General features: G+C 35.4%; 18 protein-coding genes, 1 tRNA gene, 1 rRNA gene and 1 pseudogene. 13 read left to right on the top strand and 8 right to left on the bottom strand.

The genetic code is table 11. The annotated features are described in order from the left end of the window. Positions 1-19: 19 nt before the first annotated feature. From ACF3OB_RS05220 to ACF3OB_RS05185, 8 genes and pseudogenes are all read right to left on the bottom strand, one after another. Entirely contained in the window at positions 20-4,600 is a 4,581-nt protein-coding gene (locus ACF3OB_RS05220) for a reprolysin-like metallopeptidase (RefSeq protein WP_392448752.1), read from the bottom strand. 20 nt (positions 4,601-4,620) lie between these two features. Next, positions 4,621-5,826 (bottom strand): ISL3 family transposase, encoded by a 1,206-nt coding sequence (locus ACF3OB_RS05215; RefSeq protein ID WP_392448638.1) that lies wholly within the window; start codon positions 5,824-5,826, stop codon positions 4,621-4,623. Positions 5,827-5,845: 19 nt separating this feature from the next. Next, a complete protein-coding gene (locus ACF3OB_RS05210; protein WP_392448636.1) occupies positions 5,846-6,595 on the bottom strand; it encodes a reprolysin-like metallopeptidase in 750 nt (249 codons plus the stop codon). A 500-nt stretch (positions 6,596-7,095) separates the two neighbouring features. Continuing rightward, positions 7,096-8,589, bottom strand: a complete 1,494-nt coding sequence (locus tag ACF3OB_RS05205; protein WP_095912241.1) for a polysaccharide deacetylase family protein — start codon at positions 8,587-8,589, stop codon at positions 7,096-7,098. Between the two features lie 198 nt (positions 8,590-8,787). Further along, on the bottom strand, positions 8,788-9,045 hold the full coding sequence (locus ACF3OB_RS05200; RefSeq protein ID WP_095893857.1) for a DUF6952 family protein: 258 nt from the start codon (positions 9,043-9,045) through the stop codon (positions 8,788-8,790). Beyond that, positions 9,026-9,337: a thioredoxin family protein gene (locus tag ACF3OB_RS05195; RefSeq protein ID WP_042005910.1), complete on the bottom strand. Its 312-nt coding sequence runs from the start codon at positions 9,335-9,337 to the stop codon at positions 9,026-9,028. The genes ACF3OB_RS05200 and ACF3OB_RS05195 overlap by 20 nt, the downstream gene beginning before the upstream one ends. A gap of 1 nt (position 9,338) precedes the next feature. Further along, complete coding sequence (locus ACF3OB_RS05190) at positions 9,339-9,974, bottom strand: peroxiredoxin (protein ID WP_042005908.1); 636 nt, start codon at positions 9,972-9,974, stop codon at positions 9,339-9,341. A 211-nt stretch (positions 9,975-10,185) separates the two neighbouring features. Beyond that, positions 10,186-10,506 (bottom strand): annotated as a pseudogene (locus tag ACF3OB_RS05185) (IS4 family transposase); the annotation flags it as partial. Positions 10,507-10,907: 401 nt separating this feature from the next. On the opposite strand from ACF3OB_RS05185, the gene ACF3OB_RS05180 reads away from it, so the two are divergent. From ACF3OB_RS05180 to ACF3OB_RS05120, 13 genes are all read left to right on the top strand, one after another. Further along, positions 10,908-11,051 carry a hypothetical protein gene (locus tag ACF3OB_RS05180; RefSeq protein WP_212922958.1) on the top strand — a complete coding sequence of 48 codons (144 nt, stop codon included), beginning with the start codon at positions 10,908-10,910 and terminating at the stop codon, positions 11,049-11,051. A gap of 188 nt (positions 11,052-11,239) precedes the next feature. Then, positions 11,240-11,800, top strand: a complete 561-nt coding sequence (locus ACF3OB_RS05175) for a hypothetical protein (protein ID WP_042007825.1) — start codon at positions 11,240-11,242, stop codon at positions 11,798-11,800. 402 nt (positions 11,801-12,202) lie between these two features. Continuing rightward, a complete protein-coding gene (locus tag ACF3OB_RS05170; RefSeq protein ID WP_052461540.1) occupies positions 12,203-12,535 on the top strand; it encodes a hypothetical protein in 333 nt (110 codons plus the stop codon). A gap of 3 nt (positions 12,536-12,538) precedes the next feature. After that, positions 12,539-12,952 carry a hypothetical protein gene (locus ACF3OB_RS05165; protein ID WP_042007829.1) on the top strand — a complete coding sequence of 138 codons (414 nt, stop codon included), beginning with the start codon at positions 12,539-12,541 and terminating at the stop codon, positions 12,950-12,952. Positions 12,953-13,068: 116 nt separating this feature from the next. Further along, positions 13,069-13,518 (top strand): DUF2846 domain-containing protein, encoded by a 450-nt coding sequence (locus ACF3OB_RS05160; protein ID WP_082023514.1) that lies wholly within the window; start codon positions 13,069-13,071, stop codon positions 13,516-13,518. 134 nt (positions 13,519-13,652) lie between these two features. Continuing rightward, complete coding sequence (locus ACF3OB_RS05155) at positions 13,653-14,120, top strand: hypothetical protein (RefSeq protein WP_042348514.1); 468 nt, start codon at positions 13,653-13,655, stop codon at positions 14,118-14,120. Between the two features lies 1 nt (position 14,121). Beyond that, a complete protein-coding gene (locus ACF3OB_RS05150) occupies positions 14,122-14,415 on the top strand; it encodes a DUF6804 family protein (RefSeq protein ID WP_392448635.1) in 294 nt (97 codons plus the stop codon). A gap of 37 nt (positions 14,416-14,452) precedes the next feature. After that, positions 14,453-14,860 (top strand): TerB family tellurite resistance protein, encoded by a 408-nt coding sequence (locus ACF3OB_RS05145; RefSeq protein ID WP_157909119.1) that lies wholly within the window; start codon positions 14,453-14,455, stop codon positions 14,858-14,860. Further along, a complete protein-coding gene (locus ACF3OB_RS05140) occupies positions 14,847-16,118 on the top strand; it encodes a hypothetical protein (RefSeq protein ID WP_392448633.1) in 1,272 nt (423 codons plus the stop codon). The genes ACF3OB_RS05145 and ACF3OB_RS05140 overlap by 14 nt, the downstream gene beginning before the upstream one ends. 11 nt (positions 16,119-16,129) lie before the next feature. Beyond that, positions 16,130-17,047: a hypothetical protein gene (locus tag ACF3OB_RS05135; protein ID WP_042345371.1), complete on the top strand. Its 918-nt coding sequence runs from the start codon at positions 16,130-16,132 to the stop codon at positions 17,045-17,047. Positions 17,048-17,180: 133 nt separating this feature from the next. Continuing rightward, positions 17,181-18,431, top strand: coding sequence for an IS4 family transposase (locus ACF3OB_RS05130; protein WP_392448461.1), 1,251 nt, complete (start codon positions 17,181-17,183; stop codon positions 18,429-18,431). 703 nt (positions 18,432-19,134) lie between these two features. Further along, positions 19,135-20,652: ribosomal RNA gene (locus ACF3OB_RS05125) — 16S ribosomal RNA — on the top strand. 150 nt (positions 20,653-20,802) lie between these two features. Beyond that, a tRNA-Ile gene (locus ACF3OB_RS05120) sits at positions 20,803-20,876 on the top strand. The last annotated feature ends 70 nt before the right edge of the window (positions 20,877-20,946 follow it).

Below are 20,946 nucleotides of genomic sequence, written 5' to 3'. Positions count from 1 at the left end.
TTTTTAGAAGACATAATGATTATCTTACAAACAAATAGCCTTGTTTTATATTTGATTCTCCTGTAATGTCTTGATATTTCAGCACATAGAAATACGTTCCTGTGGGAAGACGTTTGCCTTTTCGGAAAACTCCTTTCACGTTAGCATATCCTCGGAAAACTTCTCCATTTTTTTGGTAGTTTTTCGATTCATACACTTTCTGACCTAATTCGTTAAAAATCTCAATTTGAAGATTTTTATAATTCTCGATAGGTTCAAACTTCAAGTAATTCTCCGAACCTGACTCGATAGAAACCCCATTGTAAACAATCATTTCTTTTTCTATTTCAGAGCCACCATTAGGCGGTGTGGGCTGTGAAGATTTTTTAATGGTAACTTTCTGTTCGTGAGTAACTTTATTCCCACAATCATTGGAAGCCTCCCATTTGTAAATGATTACTTTATTTCCGTTTTCTTCCTTTTCTTCTTGGCTCTTGGTTACTTGAATATTTTCAGAGCAATTATCCGTAGCGGTTAAATCTATTTGTGTTGGAATATTGTTTTCTTCCACAGAAATATCAGCAGGTAAAGTTCCTGAAAATACAGGTTTTACATCGTCTTTTATGGTAATTACCTGTGTATGTGTAATAGATTTTCCACAATCGTTAGTAGCTGTCCAAGAGCGTGTTAGCACGTAGTCGTTTTTGCATTTCTCGTTTGATTTTGTTTCTCCATTATAAACCACTTTCGGATTACAATTACCTGACACTTTCAATGTAGGAACTGACGGAATTTCCTTTTCGCAAGAAATTGTCAAATTCTTAGGTAATTCGCCTACAAAATTGATTTCTGACGGAATAACAATAATTTTTTGTGTGTGAGTAACTTTATTTTCACAATCATCGGAAGCCTCCCATTTATAGATGATTACTTTATTTCCGTTTTCTTGCTTTTCTTCTTGACTCTTTGTCACTTGAATATTTTCAGAACAATTATCCGTAGCGGTTAAATCTATTTGTGTTGGAATATTGTTTTCTTCCACAGAAATATCAGCAGGTAAAGTTCCTGAAAATACAGGTTTTACATCGTCTTTTATGGTAATTACCTGTGTATGTGTAATAGATTTTCCACAATCGTTAGTAGCTGTCCAAGAGCGTGTTAGCACGTAGTCGTTTTTGCATTTCTCGTTTGATTTTGTTTCTCCATTATAAACCACTTTTGGATTGCAATTGCCCGATATTTGCAATGTAGGAACTGACGGAATTTCTTTTTCACAAGTAACAGTCATATTTTTAGGCAATTCGCCCACAAAATTGATTTCTGATGGAACAACAGTAATTTTTTGTGTGTGAGTAACTTTATTTTCACAATCATCGGAAGCCTCCCATTTATAAATGATTACTCTATTTCCGTTTTCTTGCTTTTCTTCTTGACTCTTTGTCACTTGAATATTTTCAGAACAATTATCCGTAGCGGTTAAATCAATTTGTGTTGGAATATTGTTTTCCTCCACAGAAATATCGGTTGGTAAAGTTCCTGAAAATGTAGGTTTTACATCATCTTTTATGGTAATTACCTGTGTATGTGTAATAGATTTTCCACAATCGTTAGTAGCTGTCCAAGAGCGTGTTAATACGTAATCATTTTTACATTTTTCGTTGGATTTTGTTTCTCCATTATAAACCACTTTCGGATTGCAATTGCCCGATACTTGCAATGTAGGAACTGACGGAATTTCTTTTTCGCAGGAAATTGTCAAATTCTTAGGTAATTCCCCTACAAAATTGATTTCTGACGGAATAACAGTAATTTTCTGTGTGTAAGTAACTTTATTTTCACAATCATCGGAAGCCTCCCATTTATAGATGATTACTCTATTTCCGTTTTCTTGCCTTTCATTTTGGCTCTTGGTCACTTGAATATTTTCAGAACAGTTATCCGTAGCGATTAAATCAATTTGTGTTGGAATATTGTTATCTTCCACAGAAATATCAGTTGGTAAAGTGCCTGAAAATGTAGGTTTTACATCATCTTTTATCATAATGATTTGAGTATGCGTGATAGTTTTTCCGCAGTCGTTAGTGGCTGTCCAAGAGCGTGTTAACACGTAATCATTTTTGCATTTCTCGTTCGATTTTGTTTCTCCATTATAAACCACTTTCGGATTACAATTTCCCGATACTTCCAATGTAGGAACTGATGGAATTTCTTTTTCGCAGGAAATTGTCAAATTCTTAGGCAATTCGCCCACAAAATTGATTTCTGACGGAATAACAGTAATTTTCTGTGTGTGAGTAACTTTATTTCCACAATCATCAGAGGCTTCCCATTTGTAAATGATTACCTTGTTCTTTCCTTCTTGTTTTTCTTCTTTTGATTTGATAACTCCAACATTAGCAGAACAATTGTCTGTGGCGGTTAAATGCATCTGCTCTGGAATTTTTCCTTCTTCCACCGAGACATTGGTTGGTAAAGGTTCTTTGAATACAGGTGATTTATCATCTCTTACAAAAATAGTTTGTTCAAAATTAACCGATTGACCGCAGCCTGTTGCTGTATACACACGTTTAATAGTGTACGTATTAGCACAGCTTCCGTTTATTTTTGTATCGATGTGCGTAATGTTTACCAAATCACAACCACTGGTTTTAAACTGCGAATTATCCGCATCTGGAACAGCATCACAAGTAGCGGAAAGTGAGGTTTTAGGAGTTTTTGTAAATACAAGTGTTTCAGGCAAAGAAAGGTCACGAGTAATTGTAAAACCTCCTTTCTTAGGGTCGAAAGTGGTAAGCGCATAAGCAATACCATCAATCTCTTCTATTTTTATAACTCCTGCTGATACATCTGGTTTTTGTCCTCCAAAAGCAATGGTATTTACCGATACATTTGGTAGTTTTACGGTATGATTTCCATCATTTTCCGTAGAAGCAGCCAAAGTGTATTTAAACGTTTTTCCAAAATCGTCCGAAAGCAAAATTCGAACTTTACTAGTGTTTTTATCAAAAATTTTACTATCTACATTCCAAGTAAGTTGGACATCTTCCCCTCCTTTGTAATTGTTTTTCATTGAAGAAGTAATCTTAAAAGGCGTTCCATCCTCAATAATCACTTGGGTTTGAGCCATATCATACTGACTGATATAATCGCTGGTTTGCTGAGGTTGTGCATCACTCACGCCCAACCAAAAAGTAAACTTACCTACGGCATTAGGCGTCGTATTATGTACCAAATTACGAGATTTTTCACTATATTCTGTTTGAAATGTAACAGGATTGCTACTAGTAGCTTTTCGTGTTAAAAAACTGGCTATTGAGCGTTCAGTCCCTCTGCGAATATCCGTTTGATGAGCGGCATACAACAAAGGCTTATTTTCAGGGTCTTGAGCAGGAATATAAAACTGAAAAAAAGTCTCTTTCGGAATTTTATAACTTGCTTTTATTTTCGTTTTGTCAATAGTAGGAGGTTGATTTTGAATAGCTATTCCGTACGGAAAATTAGTCACTAACGAATTGTTACCTACTTTTTGAGTTCGATTGGTGTCCGAAAAATAAGGTACGTTTACCAACTTTTCTCGAATCATTTGTATGCTTCGTAAGGAAAAAAAATCCCGAGGATTTCCATACGACATTATGGACTGTCCTGTCAGTATTTCTGTTTTATCACTGGCAGGGTCAATAAGTCTATTAATAGTAAAAGCAAACGTATGTCTTGCCCCAAATAAATGTCCTATTTCGTGCATAATAACGGAACGAGAGACCAAAGCCACCGCCGCAGCCTTTTCCGTTTTGTAGGCATTTTCTAAATACGCAAGTCCTGCTACTTCTGTAACTTTGGCTATGTATATTCCTAAATCATAGTTTTTTTCGCCTATTTTTGAACTGATTATTCTTGTGGCATTGTTAATAATATAACTTGCACTCTTATTAGAAATTTCATCTTTTTGTTTCGAAATTAGATTTTCATCCTTTACAATTTCAAATCGGATACCCAAATCACGCGTATATGCCTCATTGAGTTCCATTTCTTTGGTAGCCCAAAACGTTTTCACTTCTTCCACCTTACTACTAAAGCCAACATATGTATCCGAAAAATATTCATAACTGATTGCCATCGCTAATCGATAGACTCTAAGTACATTTGTGTTGGGAATGGAGGGCGTTGAGGTGTTCGAACCTGACAGAAGTACAGGACGTTTGGTGGAAGGTTTTTCAGAATGACAATGTCCGTTAGCACACGTACCGCATTTGTGATTGGAACTTTCAGTGTACAAGATTAGAAAGCCTTCTTCCGACGTTTTTAAAACGATTTCTTTTTCTTTCCAACGAATATTTCCCGAAATGGTTCCATTCAAAATAGAAATAACCGCGATTAAATTTTTATCGTGATACCCCACAAACGAACGAATGCCCTCACTTTGAGTAAATGAAGTATGTCGTTCTTCCCACTGTAATAAAATTTTCTCATTTTTAGATATAGGCACTGCCCATTCAATCTTATTTCCTGCTGAAAATAAATGAATTACATCAATGGCTTTTGTTGATGTTTTAATCGTTTCTTGTGCAAAAACCACTTGCCCAAAACTGATAAAGCTAAAAATGAGATAGATATAATATTTCATCAAATAAATATTTGGCATTACTAATTTTTTTGTGAGCTAAACTTCAGATTACCGAAGTAAAAGAGGGTGTTTATTCTGAAACGCTCAAAGTTTAAGAATCCTCTTGCTTTTGAAATAACAGATTGTATTTTTCCATTCATATTTTCGTGCTTCCCACTGGATGTTTGAGTAACTATCGCATTGATAATCCCTTGTAAATGATTATCAAAGGTCTTTATCACTTGATTTACAGCGGTTATGGATTGACTTATTGCATTATTTTTCCATAACTCGTAATTGAATGATATACAATACTTTAAACCAAATAAATACTTGAAATTCTCTCGTATTTGCCACGCCTTTGCCGTAAGTAAATTCTCACTAAGCATTCGCTCAAAGGCTCTTTGTTGCTCTTCTGTGCGATTTTCTTCGTTCTTTAATACGGTGTATTTCTGTCCTTTAAGCAATTCGGTTTCTTTTACCTCTTTTCTTCTGGTCTTGTCAATGGCTTGGGATAACTTCTTGAATAGATGAAACTTATCGTGTACAATCATCGCTTGAGGAGCTATATCCTTAATGGCGTTTATATAAGGTTTCCACATATCCATATTTACCCTTTTCAGGGAGGGCTGTTTTTCTTGTGAATTAATACTGAAAAACAAGGCTTTTACATTTTTTTCTTTTCTACCTTCGGTCACTTCTACTACACAATTTTTATCGCTATCGATAAGAATTGTAGCGTATTTATGCCCGTGGGTATATGCTTTTTCGTCTAAGCTAATATTCTCTAAATCATTTACTTCTCCTCGTTCCAAAAGTGATTTTTCTACGGCTGATTCCATAATGCTTCTTATCACATATGGGGTGGTATGCATCAGTTCTGCAACGGTGTTTTGTACCTTTACTTTATGTAAAGTCTCTATGACTTTGGCGGCGAATAAATGCGTGTATCCCTTGTATTTAGGTGCAAAATGGATGTCGATAACCTTAGGCTTACCATCCTCAGAAAGGTAACGAGGTAGACTGCAAACCAAGTAACACCGATAGTCAAACCAATTTAAATGTTGCCACTCTCGCTCGGGGGTGGTATCATACAGTTTGTAACGCTTTCCTTCTTTAACAAAATGGGTGTTAAGGTATTTCAAGTGAATTTTAATGATCTTATTTTCTTCGTCTTTTACTATCGAAGTGATCGCAAAATCATCTGTAATACCCAACATCTCTCTCAAAAAATCTACAAAGTCCATTCTTTTTTCGCAAACTTAATCATAAAAATTTTACTAATGCCGCAGTAGATTTATTTAAAATTTTGTTAGAAAGTTCTCCATCAAAAACTTTTTCTTTACTGGAATCAATGATAAGCCTATCATCATTCACAATTTGAAGTTTAATGCCTATTTCTCTAATGTAGTATTCGTTAAGAGCAATTTCTAATCTACTCCAAAAACTTTTTACAGCATCCTTGCTTCCATAATATCTGTCATAATAATATTTATCCACCAATACGGCTAAACGAAACACACGTAGCGCATTGTCTGTAGGGATTTTACGAACATTTTTTTCTGGTCTGGCAGTTAAGCGACCTCGAAGGGATTTTTTATCGCTATGCGTACCACAATGTCCGTTGTGGCAGCCTCCACATTCTCCTTCGGAATGCTCTTTCGAAATAAAAAGGTAACCATCATTAGTGGTTGCTATCTTCCATTGATGTTCTTTCCAAGTGAAGTCCCCTGATATATCATCTCCTGCTTTTGAAATGGACAGAGTTGCTACGAACAAGTCACCTTCATATCCTACGAAAGTGCGGATACCTTCCTTATCGGTAAACGAGTTTTTGCGTTCGTGCCATTGCAAATTGACTTTTTCGGAAGAAGAAACAGGAATAGCCCACTGCAACGAACTGGCAGAAAAAACACTTGTTAAATCATTGGTTTTTAGATGTGTTTTGAAGTTTTCTTGTGGAAAAAGTAGCTGAAAACATGCAAAAAAGAGCGTAGTAATAAATTTGTATCTCATTGCTAATTTTACTTTTACTGATTTATTACAAAAAACATAAAATAAACCCTATTGGGGTGCAAAGATACAAATTTTTAAGCGTTTTTTCCTTGCTTTTTTGAAATAAATTCAAAAAAACGACATCCATGTTATTGATGAAAACCTATTCTCATAGCAAAGTTTTGTGGATCTGCTTTAATTCTTTGGAAATTATTTATTAGCATATTTCAAAATGTTTTTTTGGTAGCTGCTAAACAAAGTGCTATGGAATAGGAGTGTACAATTTTGAGATTTTATTGTATTTTGAGTAGCATAAAGAATTTTGTAAAAATTCCCTATCTTTTCTTATTACCGAACAATCGTATTTTGTTCTCTAAAAAAGGCATATTTCCACAGATTTTTTATAGTTTAAATACCTATAAAATAATTGAGTACTCATCTTTATAGGTATTTAAACTGTTTCAATTTGTTGATAAAGAAAGGGTTAAAATCTTTGTTAATCAAATTGATGTATAAAAAAATTACTTCCCACTGGAGTACGTGTGACCGTTTTGAAGTTCTTTATGACGAAAAAGATCATCAAGGGAAACGATATGATATCCTTGTGATTTCAAATTTTTAATCACCTGAGGAATGGATTGCACAGTTGTTTTGTGAATATCGTGAGCCAATATGATTCCCATTGGAGATGCTTTTGACATAGCTTCTGCTACTCGGTTTACTTCACGATGTTTCCAATCCAAAGGGTCTACATTCCACATAATTACAGGTCTGCCCACCATCTCTAAGTTCTCTTTAGTATGAGCCCCGTAGGGAAAACGAAAGTATCTGGGTTTTTGACCTGTAATCCCTGCAATAACTTCGTCTGTTAATTGAATTTGACGCTCAGCTTCTTCTCTTGAAATTTTACGAAAATCTTTATGGTCGTACGAGTGATTTCCGATATTATGTCCCTCCTCTGCCATACGTTTAATAGTCTGTTTTTGTACTGATGAAGATTTTCCTAACACAAAAAAAGTTGCTTTTACATTTTCTTCTTTAAGAGCGTCCAACAACTGGGCTGTATACACCGAAGGTCCGTCATCAAAAGTAAGAGCCACACACGGTACTTTGGAACAATCCACTTCCGAATATTTAGGCTCAGAAACCTCTATTCCAGCAGATTGTTCAACAATATCTTCTTTTTTGAAAATTTTTAAAAAGGTTTCATTCATGTATTTATTTACCAAATCCTGTGGAATTTTTACAGAAAAATCTCCCATAGCTCCACTAGCAATTTGATACTTATCAAAAAGTAAATACCACTCTCCTTTTTGGTCAAAAAACAAAGCGTCGTAATTCGCTGAAGTAGGGGCTGTTCCTTCTTGAATCATATCTTTGGACGATTCCAAAACCTGTTCGCGTTCCCCGTCGTTAGCATAATTAGTATCTTCGTAAATTCTTTTCTTTACCAAATCAGTAGCAATAAGATTTACTTCTGAAGCAAACTTTTCGAAACTTTCTTGATTTTTGAAAAAGTCCACAGGCTCCATTTTTTTCTTGTCTTTTAAATTAAAAACAGAAACAAAATGGCTATTGTCGTAGTTATTCCCATAGGAAACATTTCTTTCATAAAGGAATATTAAAAAATCTTCGGAATGGTACTTTACTTCAAAATGTTGATTAAAATCCAAAACCGAAGTTTCAGAATCCTGATAATCTTTAGCTGCAGTTTTAAACTCGGTTATAAGTTTTTCCGTAAAAGACTTTTCATTTTTATTGACGAAATCGTATGCCGTAATAGGGAAAGATGCCGTAAGATGGCTTTTATCTGGGTCGTTTCCGATTTTTACGGTATACACCTGAATATCATCTTCTGATTGTGTGATACTAATTTCTTCAGGAAGCTCCACAACTTCTACGATAGATTCTGTACTACTTTCTACAGACGTACTGCCAGTTTGCGATTTGTTTCCTGTACAACTCCCAAAAACAAGTGCAACAAGCAAACTAACTGATAATAAATTTTTTTTCATTTTACAATTATTTTATACTAAATATATACGTTTGAAAAACAAGAAAAAGAAAGAATCCATTTGACTCTCTCTTTTCCCTTTTACTATATACAGCACTATTAAGTAAACACTTTGTCTCTTTACCTCTTTTTTGATTCAAAAAAAGGAATATTTTTCTAGGGCAAAGATACAAAATACTGTGTAATTTACAATAGCTACTTATTTGTCAATAGACCCTACAACACGTTTCATAAAACTATTGAGGGCCTCTTTTTGGGGCATTCCCTCCTTAATCATAGTGTCAACCTCAATGGCTCCATAAAAATTTGATAGCAATTCGCCAATTACGTCCAACTCCTCATCTTTGAGATGATCACACTCTATTAAATTTTCAAGTGTCTCAATGGTTTCATGAACATAATCTTGGTCATTTTCACTAATGAATTGCACCATATGTTTAATTAGCGGTAATCTCATCGATGAACTGTTTTAAGGATTCAGCCTTGTTTGTTTGAATTTGATTCACCAACGCACCTTTTTTGAAGGCTGCAAAGGTTGGCAAATTGTCCACTTTTGCTAATTGACGTGAATTAGGGAATTTCTCAGCATCCACGTAAACAAACACCGCGTCAGCAGTTTCCGAAGCATATTTTTTGAATTTAGGCTTCATGATTTTGCAATTCCCACACCATCCTGCTCCATATTGAACAAAAACGACATCATTTGAAGCAACAACTTCCTGTAGATTATCTTGAGCTAATTCTTGCATTTTAGTGTGATTTTAAATATTCTGCAACACCATCTCGATTAGCGTTCATTGCTTCTTTTCCTTCCTCCCAGTTTGCAGGACAAACCTCTCCGTGCTTTTGAACATGGGTGTAAGCATCCACCAAACGAATATACTCTTTCACGTTACGACCTAATGGCATATCGTTTATACTCTCATGAAACACTTTTCCGTCCTCATCAATCAAGTAAGTAGCTCGGTAAGGTACGTCATCACCCTCTTGCAGATAAGTGTCAGCTACCTCATCATAAACTTCTCTGGAATCCAAAATGTCCAATGCACGAGCTAAATTACGGTTTGAATCTGCTAAAATAGGGTAAGTAACCCCCTCAATTCCTCCATTGTCTTTAGGTGTGTTTAACCAAGCAAAGTGAACCTCAGCTGTATCACACGAAGCTCCAATTACTTTCACGTTTCTTTTTTCAAATTCAGCTAAAGCCTCTTGAAAAGCATGTAACTCGGTTGGACAAACAAATGTGAAATCCTTTGGATACCAAAACAATAGCACTTTTTTCTTATCATTTACTGCTTCTTCATATACGTTAATTTTAAACGTATCTCCCAAATCGCTCATAGCGTTCACCGCAAAGTTTGGGAATTTTTTTCCTACGAAAGACATATTATTCTGTTTTTTTAAATTTATTATGTTCGCAAAGTTACAATTTTAAATTAAGTATACCATCGGCTTTCATATTGAAATGTTTTATATAGGTATAAAATTTTTTTATAGTAGTATAAAGAAAAACTTATGCCTGATAAATATACACATGCCAAATCACAGCCGTCCGAAAGTTTTTTGAAAACTCATAAAAAACCTTGTCAACCTTTATTTATAAGGGCAGACTTGTTTGTTGTGCGGAATTATCTCTGTCAAAAAGTGTGTTTTCGGGTGGTTTTTTTGCTTTTTTTACGGTGGTTTTCAGTTCGTTGCAAACATAATTCAGCGTCAGATAGTGCATCAGACAGACCCTTATTTTCTCGCAAAAATTACTAAATGCCGTCTTTTTATCGCTGTAAAATCGCTTAATTAACTCCAACAGAAGATAGCAAATCAAAGCTATATAAATCTGTCATTTCACCGCATTTTCACTCGTGCCAAGAAAAGTTTTTATCTGTAAATTTTGCTTCATTGTGGTGAAAAATAGCAGTATTTTTAAATGTTAAACTTTTCACTTAGGTATTATTTGCTGATAGCTTTAAACTTATGTTGAGATATAAAAGTGTTATCAGTTTTGGTTATTTTTTCATTACAAATCACAACTATCCGAAATTTTTAAAATAAAAGTTTCGGATAGTTGTGATTAAATCCTTTGAAATAGTGTTTTTACATGAATTTTGGGTACATCTAACTGTCGTACTTAATAAATATTCATATAAATTTTAACATTCTACATGGGAATTAACTATTGTTTTGTTAATAAAAAATAATTAGCTTTGTCCCATGCAAAATCTCTTATAGAAAATTGTCCTTCTTTTTTGAACACTAACGTAGATTTAGGAAGTCTATTTTCATTATAGGAGATAAAATACACCTAACTTAGAAAAAAATATTATGAAAAACTTGTGTAATTCACATAAAATCAGTATATTTGTACGTGCCTTAGCACAGCACAGCACAGCACAGCACAGCACAGCACAGCACAGCACAGCACAGCACAGCACAGCACAGCACAGCACAGCACAGCACAGCACTTAAACAGCCAAAATAGTGTAGTTACTACACTCTGTAATATAAATCCGCTTGATGGAGAGCAATCTCCATCAAGCGGATTTTTTATTTTCCTTAAAGGAACGTTTTCTATTAATTCCTAAAAATCCTAATTTCTAATCTCCTGATTTTCTAATTCCCTAACTTTCTGAAATTAACAAAAAAAACATAAAGCAATGGCAGAATCTAAAAACAACATCATCACACACGGACTAAGTGGAAAAGTAGGTAATATGCTCGTGTTCAGTCAGCGTAACGGAAAAACGATAGTTTCTCAAAAACCTACTAAGAAAGCGATTACCTCCGAAAAGGTAAAGGAACAAATGGCAAAATTTCAACAAGCAACTATCTATGCCAAAACGGCACTCAAAAATCCTACTGTTAAGGAAGAATATCAATCAGTAGCCGATAAAAAGCAAGGAGTAACTGCCTATAACGTAGCGGTAGCCGATATGTTACAAGCTCCAAAGATTGAGCAGATTGACCTTTCGGACTATGCGGGTCAGGTAGGCGATACCATTAAAGTTAGAGCCTATGATGATTTCAAAGTAGCATCTGTAACGGTACATATCTACAATTCCGATGGTTCGTTGGTGGAAGAAGGCAATGCAGTGGATAATGGGTTGGATTGGGTCTATACCGCTACGCAAACCAATGCAGACCTTTCAGGTGACAAAATTGTAGTACGAGCAACCGATATACCTGCCAATACCACTGAGGCAACCAAAAACTTATAAGCAAGGGTTTGAGAGGCTTCGCCCGTTCAAAGTTCAAGGTTCAGCCCTTTAACTTTAAACCTTTAACTTTAAACCTTTAACTTTGAACCTTTAACTTTGAACCTTTAACTTTGAACCTTTAACTTTGAACTTTGAACTTTGAACTTTGAACCTTGAACCTTGAACCTTGAACCTTGAACTTTGAACCTTGAACTTTCCTCCTCCCGAGCTTGGATACACCTTGGGTAGAGCTTGGGTGGATAAACAACAGAAGAATGGACAAATTTTTAATGAACAATGAACAATCAGTGCAATTTGTCATTTGTGATTCGTCATTCGTCATTCGTAATTATTAATTGTCTGAGATAAGGCGTAACCCGAAAAGCCTGTAAGAGAGTAGGGAAAATTTTAAAAAGTTATACAATGAAAAAGATAATTTTAACCTTGTTTTTATTTATAGCTGTGACAATGATGGTTTCAGCTCAAAGTGTACGTTACCAAAGAGGGTATCAAAAATCGAATGGTACTTATGTAGTACCTCACTACAAAACCGATATTAACAAAACTAATCACGATAATTTTTCTACCAAAGGAAATACCAATTATTATACAGGAAGTTCAGGCTATCGTGCTAAGGACTATTCCTCAGGGGCATATAATTATGGTTCGGGACAGACCATTCGCACAGGAAGTCGTGGAGGGCAGTATTATATCAATAGTAACGGAAATAAAACCTATGTACCTAAAAGAAAGTAGTATATGAAAAAGATAATCTATTTGCTGTTACTTGTTACAGGGAGTATCTCTGCTCAAACTTTACATATCTATGGAGGAAAAAACCACGATGTCTATTTGGGTTGTTTGAATTGTGATCATTATGACTCAGATTCTATATGGAATAAATATGGAGAATATGGAAACTCATACAATTCTAATTCTATATGGAATCAATACGGAAATTATGGAAGTCAGTATTCGGATACATCTCCTTGGAATAAATATGCAAGTAATCCTCCTGTAATTGTGGATAAACAAGGTAATTTTTATGGATATTTTACGATCAATGAGTACAAAGATAAAAGAGCCAATTTTGATTTAGCTCTTTATCTTTATAAATATTATGATATGATACGAAAAGATGTAGGCGAGTGGTACAAGAAAATTTTTGAATAGAGGTATTCCAAATTTGTTTCTAAGGAAAAGACATGTTCTTTTAGGTGATAAGTATAAACAAGGCGTAACCCGAAAAGCCTGTAACAGAGTAGGGGAGTTTTAATAATTTAATTTTTATGACGATGAAAAGAATGATTTTTTATGCAATCACATTAATGATATTAGTTTCTTGTAGAGCAACGACACAGTATGTTAAATTTACAGGTGAAAGCGATGTCCCTGTAGATAAAGCAAGAATTTATGTCATAAAGCCATCTTTTGTAGGTTCGGCTACAAGAGTGGCTGTCTATTGTAATAATAAATTAATAGGAAATGCTACTAACGGAAGTTATTTAGCTTGGGATGTTGAAGAAGGTGAGTATGTGATAGGTAATACTCAATTTGTACACGCAGGAGCTACCTTGGGTTCTGCAAGAGGAGAAGATTTAGTAGGATTGAACGCAAAAAAAGGAAAGAAATACTATATTCAAATAAATTCAAATTTTAAATTCAATATACTAACTTCTGAAAAAGGGGAAAAATTAGTAAAGGGAAGGCGTAAACCAAAAGTGAATTATGTAGAATAAAAAACATAAAAGTTCAATTAATAAAGACCTTTGCAAAATATTTTCATTTGTTCAAAATTAAACATTTTTTTAGGAGATTTTAAGTAAATTGCCATAATGTACTACTTTGCAAGGGGCATCTAATTTTATAAAAGATGAAGAAGGTAATTTTATTAATGTTTTTAATGTGTGTAAGTATCGCCTCTGCACAACATTTATACACAGGAGCAACGCCTTATTCCCAATATTATGGAGAAAACCCATCTTGTGAAGAATATGGCTGTTCACAGATAAAAGTAACGACAAGTAACTCCGATGTATTGGTTACCATTAAGAAAAAAGGAAAAGTAGTAAGACATGCATTTATTGAGGCAAATGATAGTTATACATTTTCCTTTGCTAATGGAACTTATCAAGTATTTTTCTATTACGGAAAAGGCTGGAATCCCAATAAAATAATGAAAACAAAAAATGGAACAATCAAAGGTGGATTTAGTTACAATGAACATTTTGGTAAGGACGCTCCACAATCTTTATATAATAATGTATTAGAATACCGATTGATTTTACAACAAAATGGTAATTTTAGTACAAAACCAAGTAATGTACAAGAGGCTTTATAATATGCAGAAAATAATTAAAATAGGATTAGCCTTTTTGATGTTTGGCTGTCTTTTGAAGATGCCTTATGGTTATTATCAGTTAGTGAGATTTGTAGCTTTAGTAGGTTTTGGGGTATTAGCTTATCTCTCATATAACCAAAAACAAGAAATGGCTACTTTGGTATATATTGTATTGGCTTTACTTTTTCAACCTTTCTTCAAAGTAGCTATGGGAAGAGAACTTTGGAATCTCGTAGATGTTTTGGTAGGTATAGGTTTGGTAATAAGTGTTTTAAATCCTAAAAGAATGAAATAGTATAAATTTAATAAAGTAAATGTTTATGGTACAGGAAATGAAAAAACACCTGATGAATTTGTATTTCTTGGCTCTAAGTGATGGCGAGTTTGCCCCTCAGGAGTTGGATACAATTTTAGAGATAGCCCAAGAAAAGGGATTTTCACAACAAGAATTTCAACAGATGCTGATCAATCCACCGGTGGGCATATTTCAAACTCCGAGTGAGTTTATGGACAAAATATTCTTACTATACGATTTCGCAAAAGTAATTCTTGCCGATGGTGTTATTGACGACAATGAAGTAGCAACATTTTTAAAGTTTTGCGAACGTTTTGGGTTTGAAGCCGAAGTCAGTCGTGAGTTATTCGATTGGCTGATTGATTTAGCTCGTAAAAAATTAAACTCAGAACAACTAAAACAAGAAATCACAAACTTAATATCAAATCAAAATGGCACCATTTAATCAATTAAGAGGGTTTTTCTCTAAAAATATGGAAAACCAAAGTGAAAATCAGCAGAAAACACCCATTTTGGAAACAGGAGAAATTGAATTTGGAAAGACAGAGTTACAAACCTATGAGGATTGGGGCTTCGATATGTCCAAAAAGCAAAAGGGGAATGAGAGAGCTTTTATGGGCTGTTGGGTATTAGTTCGAGAATACTATTCTAAGAGAGAACGTACAGATACCGAAAAAAAAGAGGAAGATGTAAAAAAAGCTCAAAATGAATTAGATAGACTTGAAGTTTCTGTAAAACAAAAAGAACAAGTGATAGAAAATATTCTTAACAAGAACGAGTCTATCAAAGATAAAATTGATGGAATACGAAAAGATATTTTTCGTATCAATGAAAATCCTGAAAGTGTTTTAAAGGAAAAATCAAGTATGGCAAGTTTTATTATAGGGCTTGTTATTTTGTTGGGTTTAACAGTATATCTTTTTGTATTTTATAGTTCAGCAGCGTATTCGGCTCTTTTTAAGGATTTTACTCCTGATGATAATAAAGTTGCTGCTGCAATTTTCGATAGTCAAGCTCTTGTAAAAGCATACGAAGAGGGAGGACAGGCTTTGCTTTTTGTCTTGGCGATTCCATTTGCTTTTTTAGGATTAGGATTTCTAATACATAAATTTCAAGAAACAAAAGGAGTTGAAAAGTATTTAAAAATAGGATTTTTGATTGTCATAACATTTATTTTCGATGCTATTTTGGCTTACGAAATCGTAGAAAAAATTTATGAAATAAAAAGATTAGCGGATATGACAGGAAGTATGCCTATATTTTCACCTTCTTTGGCTTTTGAGCAAGTTAATTTTTGGGTAATTATTTTCGCAGGTTTTGTAGTGTACTTGATTTGGGGATTTGTTTTTGATTTTACAATGGAATCATACGATAAACTCAATGTGGTAAATCAAGCCATTAAAACCCGAGAGAGTGAAATCAAGCTGTTGGAAGACGATATTCAAAAAAATCAAAAAGAAATAGAAGCTAACCAAGAATGTATTCAACAATTAGAACTTGAAATGGTGCCACACAGAAAAATAGTTGGAGGCGATGTCTTTGTAATGAATTGGTCTCGATTTTATCAATGTGTCAATGAATTTACCAATGGTTGGACAGAATGGATGACCGCCAACCGATTTGAAAAACATTTTATTGATGAAATACACCTACTAAATGAAAAACTTAGTAATGAACACAAAGGAAATATAGTAAAATCATAAAAAATACAACGATGAAAAAAGTAATATCAATTATCGCAATTATCGCAATTATCGCAATTGGTTTTAGTTTATCAAATTGTAATTTTGGCAATGCCAAAAAACAGCAAAATGAAGAGAAAACCAAAGAACAACAATACAACATAACATTATTGTTAGATTTATCTGATAGGATAGACCCAAGTGTATCGCCCAATACTCCTGAACACTATCAGCGGGATATTGAAATTATTAAAAACATTTCAGCCTTTTTTAAAAAAGATATGGAGAAAAAGGGAGCGTATAAAGCCAAAGGACGTATGCGGGTTATTTTTAGTCCTCCGCCAACCAATCCAGAAATCAACCAAATGGTTAATGAACTAAATATTGACCTTTCAAAATTTTCGTATCAGCAAACTGCCGAGAAAAAGAATATATACGACAATATTTTAGAGACATACGCAACTAATTTGGAGAAAGCCTATCAGCAAACTATCCAAACAAGTAATTATATAGGATCTGATATATGGCGTTTCTTTAAGAATGATGTAAAAGATTATTGTGTTGCTTCCGAAGACCACTACCGAAATATTTTGGTTATTCTTACAGATGGATATTTGTATCATTCACAATCAAAAGATGTTCAAAAGAATCGAAGTGCGTTTTTATCACCCACTTCCATACAATCCAATGGATTGAGAAGTGCCAATTGGCGTGAGAAATTTGATACAGGGGATTTTGGTTTTATAACTACTCGTAATGATTTGCAAGATTTGGAAGTTTTGGTGTTAGAAATAACGCCATCTAAAAAAGCTATCCAAGATGAAGATGTGATTAAAGCCTATCTTGAAAAATGGTTTAAAGAGATGAATGTAAAGCGATTTGCCATCTATAATACTGATTTACCAAGTAACACCCAATCCCGTATTGATAAGTTTTTGACCCAAGAATAAGTTATTTTACGGTATTAATAAGTATTGTAAAGAGTAACATTCTAATTTTTCATTTCACAACTATCCGAAACTTTTAAAATAAAAGTTGCCTGAGAATGTTGTATATTTGAAAAATTCCCATTTTTTTTCAATTATGACACTCTTCAGGCGAAGCAAAAATACAAATAAACCCGTAATCAGACAAATTTTAGATCTCATTCCTGCGCATATTTTAAGAGCGGAAATCGCTAAACATCAGTCCGATAAGGGAAAGTCTACCTATAAAACTCGCGACCAATTGGTGGCACTAACTTTCGGACAGCTGAATAAATGCTATACGCTATCCGACATAAGTTGCGGATTATCAGTAAGTAGCACTTTCCTAAGCGATCTCCAACTCAAACAAAGTCCCGCAAAATCAACAATGAGTGATGGAAACAAAGTAAGACATTATGCAGTATTTAAAGATTTGTATTCTAGTCTTTTAAAGTATTACAAACACTCTTTAAAAGCCAAACATCAAAGTCATATCATCGATGAAATCCAAAACCACAAAATAAAAATCATTGACAGTACTACCATTAGCCTGTGTTTAAGTCTTTTCAACTGGGCAAAATTTCGGACAGCTAAAGGCGGACTCAAAATTCACACCGTTTGGGACGATCAACTTGGATTGCCTGAAATGGTCAATATCACCGAAGCTAAAACACACGATAGCAAAGGATTACAACAAAATATCTATCCGAAAAACACCATCATTGTTGAGGATAGAGGCTATTTTGATTTTAGTTTGATGCTCGGCAGAATCCATTGCCAAAATACTTTTGTTACGCGAATTAAGTCCAACACGCTCTACCAAAGTTTTGAAGAACGAGACCTGCCTGATGAAAAAGACCACGACATCCTCAAAGATGAAATCATCGTTTTGACCTCAAAAAAGGCGGTAGAAAGTGGTATTGATCAAGAGAAATTACGTTTGGTAACGGTTTATAAGCAAGACGGCAACAAAACCATAGAAATCATCACCAATAATATGGATTGGACGGCGAGAACCATTGCGGATTTGTACAAAAAACGATGGGATATTGAGTTGTTTTTCAAGGCGATGAAGCAAAATTTACAGATAAAAACTTTTCTTGGCACGAGTGAAAATGCGGTGAAATCACAGATTTATGTATCTTTGATTTGCTATCTTCTGTTGGAGTTGATAAAGCGATTTTATAGCGATAAAAAGACGGCATTTAGTAATTTTTGCGAGAAAATAAGGGTGTGTCTTATGCACTATCTGACGCTGAATTATGTTTGCAACGAACTGAAACCTATCGTAAAAAAAGTGAAAAAACCACCTGAAAACACACTCTTTGACAGAGATAATTCCGCACAACAAACAAGTCTGCCCTTATAAATAAAGGGTTGACAAGGAATTTTATGAGTTTTCAAAAAACTTTCGGACGGCTGTGTTTTCATTTACAAGTTTTTGATAATAAGTATGATAAGATAATATATGAGAAATATTTCAAAAAAACTTTCCAAAACTTTTGGTGTTTTATAAAAAAGTATTACTTTTGCACCCGCTTTGGAAGGCCGTTAGCTATTAGCTTATAGCGTATAGCTTACAGCGCGAAGCGAAAAGTTCAAAAAAATATTTCAAAAAAAAACTTTCCAAAAGTTTTGGTAGTTTATAAAAAAGTATTACTTTTGCACCCGCTTTGGAAGGCGGGTAGCTATTAGCATATAGCTTACAGCGCGAAGCGAAAAGTTCAAAAAATATTTTGAAAAAAAAGTTTGCAAAAGTTTTGGTAGTTTAGAAAAAAGTATTACTTTTGCACCCGCTTTGGAAGGCAGTTAGCTATTAGCTTATGGCGTATAGCTTACAGCGCGAAGCGAAAAGTTCAAGAAAAAATATTTTGAAAAAAATTTGGAAGTAAAGATAAAAAGTTGTTATCTTTGCACCCGCTTTGAGAGCTAATAGCTGTTAGCTAGTAGCTAAAAGCGAAGAGTAATAAAGTTCATTGAAAAAATTGTTGACAGCACAAGAATAAGATTTAAAGAATTATCCTAAGAGTCGATTACTTATTTGTTAAAGGTTACGATATTAAAGATTTTTAACGATGAAGAGTTTGATCCTGGCTCAGGATGAACGCTAGCGGCAGGCCTAACACATGCAAGTCGAGGGGTAAGGAGAGCTTGCTCTCCCTAGACCGGCGTACGGGTGCGTAACACGTGTACAATCTACCTTTTACTAAGGGATAGCCCGAAGAAATTTGGATTAATACCTTATAGTATTATTTTATGGCATCATTAAATAATTAAAGCTACGGTGGTAAAAGATGAGTACGCGTCCCATTAGCTAGTTGGAGTGGTAACGGCACACCAAGGCTACGATGGGTAGGGGTTCTGAGAGGGATGTCCCCCACACTGGTACTGAGACACGGACCAGACTCCTACGGGAGGCAGCAGTGAGGAATATTGGACAATGGTCGGAAGACTGATCCAGCCATGCCGCGTGCAGGATGACGGCCTTATGGGTTGTAAACTGCTTTTATACAGGAAGAATAAGGTCTACGAGTAGATTGATGACGGTACTGTATGAATAAGCATCGGCTAACTCCGTGCCAGCAGCCGCGGTAATACGGAGGATGCGAGCGTTATCCGGAATCATTGGGTTTAAAGGGTCCGTAGGCGGGCGTATAAGTCAGAGGTGAAAGCACTGAGCTCAACTGAGTAACTGCCTTTGAAACTGTATGTCTTGAATAGTTGTGAAGTAGCTGGAATGTGTAGTGTAGCGGTGAAATGCATAGATATTACACAGAACACCGATTGCGAAGGCATGTTACTAACGACCGATTGACGCTGATGGACGAAAGCGTGGGGAGCGAACAGGATTAGATACCCTGGTAGTCCACGCTGTAAACGATGGATACTAGCTGTTTGGTTTTCGGACTGAGTGGCTAAGCGAAAGTGATAAGTATCCCACCTGGGGAGTACGCACGCAAGTGTGAAACTCAAAGGAATTGACGGGGGCCCGCACAAGCGGTGGAGCATGTGGTTTAATTCGATGATACGCGAGGAACCTTACCAAGGTTTAAATGGGGAACGACGTACCTAGAGATAGGTATTTCTTCGGACGTTTTTCAAGGTGCTGCATGGTTGTCGTCAGCTCGTGCCGTGAGGTGTCAGGTTAAGTCCTATAACGAGCGCAACCCCTGCTGTTAGTTGCTAGCGAGTTAAGTCGAGCACTCTAACGGGACTGCCGGTGCAAACCGTGAGGAAGGTGGGGATGACGTCAAATCATCACGGCCCTTACATCTTGGGCTACACACGTGCTACAATGGCCGGTACAGCGAGCAGCCACTGCGTGAGCAGGAGCGAATCTATAAAGCCGGTCACAGTTCGGATCGGAGTCTGCAACTCGACTCCGTGAAGCTGGAATCGCTAGTAATCGGATATCAGCCATGATCCGGTGAATACGTTCCCGGGCCTTGTACACACCGCCCGTCAAGCCATGGAAGCTGGGGGTACCTGAAGTCGGTTGCCGCAAGGAGCTGCCTAGGGTAAAACTAGTGACTGGGGCTAAGTCGTAACAAGGTAGCCGTACCGGAAGGTGCGGCTGGAACACCTCCTTTCTAGAGAAATGCCTTTACGAGAGTAATTGTAGGATATTCTTTAAATCTTGTGCAGTCGATATTTCTAGGCTAATTAGAGGTTAGTGATTAGTGTTTAGAAGTTATATAGACTAATTGCTATTTGCTGATGGCTAATAGCTAAAAAGATGCAGTCTCATAGCTCAGCTGGTTAGAGCGCTACACTGATAATGTAGAGGTCGGCAGTTCGAGTCTGCCTGGGACTACAGAGTTGATAGCTAATGGCTAATATCCAATAGCTAAAAGCTAAAAAGTTCATAAAAATAGAATGAAAGG

The sequence above is a fragment of the Capnocytophaga canis genome, assembly GCF_043187445.1.
GTDB classification, from domain to species: domain Bacteria; phylum Bacteroidota; class Bacteroidia; order Flavobacteriales; family Flavobacteriaceae; genus Capnocytophaga; species Capnocytophaga canis.
Note: the sequence above shows the minus strand (reverse complement) of the source record. Positions and strands in the feature narration are given on the sequence as shown.

Bases quoted from the DNA above. Each gene is read 5' to 3' on its own strand.
- ACF3OB_RS05220 (WP_392448752.1), bottom strand. From the start codon at position 4,600: ATGAAATATTATATCTATCTCATTTTTAGCTTTATCAGTTTTGGGCAA.
- ACF3OB_RS05215 (WP_392448638.1), bottom strand. From the start codon at position 5,826: ATGGACTTTGTAGATTTTTTGAGAGAGATGTTGGGTATTACAGATGAT.
- ACF3OB_RS05210 (WP_392448636.1), bottom strand. From the start codon at position 6,595: ATGAGATACAAATTTATTACTACGCTCTTTTTTGCATGTTTTCAGCTA.
- ACF3OB_RS05205 (WP_095912241.1), bottom strand. From the start codon at position 8,589: ATGAAAAAAAATTTATTATCAGTTAGTTTGCTTGTTGCACTTGTTTTT.
- ACF3OB_RS05200 (WP_095893857.1), bottom strand. From the start codon at position 9,045: ATGAGATTACCGCTAATTAAACATATGGTGCAATTCATTAGTGAAAAT.
- ACF3OB_RS05195 (WP_042005910.1), bottom strand. From the start codon at position 9,337: ATGCAAGAATTAGCTCAAGATAATCTACAGGAAGTTGTTGCTTCAAAT.
- ACF3OB_RS05190 (WP_042005908.1), bottom strand. From the start codon at position 9,974: ATGTCTTTCGTAGGAAAAAAATTCCCAAACTTTGCGGTGAACGCTATG.
- ACF3OB_RS05180 (WP_212922958.1), top strand. From the start codon at position 10,908: ATGAAAAACTTGTGTAATTCACATAAAATCAGTATATTTGTACGTGCC.
- ACF3OB_RS05175 (WP_042007825.1), top strand. From the start codon at position 11,240: ATGGCAGAATCTAAAAACAACATCATCACACACGGACTAAGTGGAAAA.
- ACF3OB_RS05170 (WP_052461540.1), top strand. From the start codon at position 12,203: ATGAAAAAGATAATTTTAACCTTGTTTTTATTTATAGCTGTGACAATG.
- ACF3OB_RS05165 (WP_042007829.1), top strand. From the start codon at position 12,539: ATGAAAAAGATAATCTATTTGCTGTTACTTGTTACAGGGAGTATCTCT.
- ACF3OB_RS05160 (WP_082023514.1), top strand. From the start codon at position 13,069: ATGACGATGAAAAGAATGATTTTTTATGCAATCACATTAATGATATTA.
- ACF3OB_RS05155 (WP_042348514.1), top strand. From the start codon at position 13,653: ATGAAGAAGGTAATTTTATTAATGTTTTTAATGTGTGTAAGTATCGCC.
- ACF3OB_RS05150 (WP_392448635.1), top strand. From the start codon at position 14,122: ATGCAGAAAATAATTAAAATAGGATTAGCCTTTTTGATGTTTGGCTGT.
- ACF3OB_RS05145 (WP_157909119.1), top strand. From the start codon at position 14,453: ATGAAAAAACACCTGATGAATTTGTATTTCTTGGCTCTAAGTGATGGC.
- ACF3OB_RS05140 (WP_392448633.1), top strand. From the start codon at position 14,847: ATGGCACCATTTAATCAATTAAGAGGGTTTTTCTCTAAAAATATGGAA.
- ACF3OB_RS05135 (WP_042345371.1), top strand. From the start codon at position 16,130: ATGAAAAAAGTAATATCAATTATCGCAATTATCGCAATTATCGCAATT.
- ACF3OB_RS05130 (WP_392448461.1), top strand. From the start codon at position 17,181: ATGACACTCTTCAGGCGAAGCAAAAATACAAATAAACCCGTAATCAGA.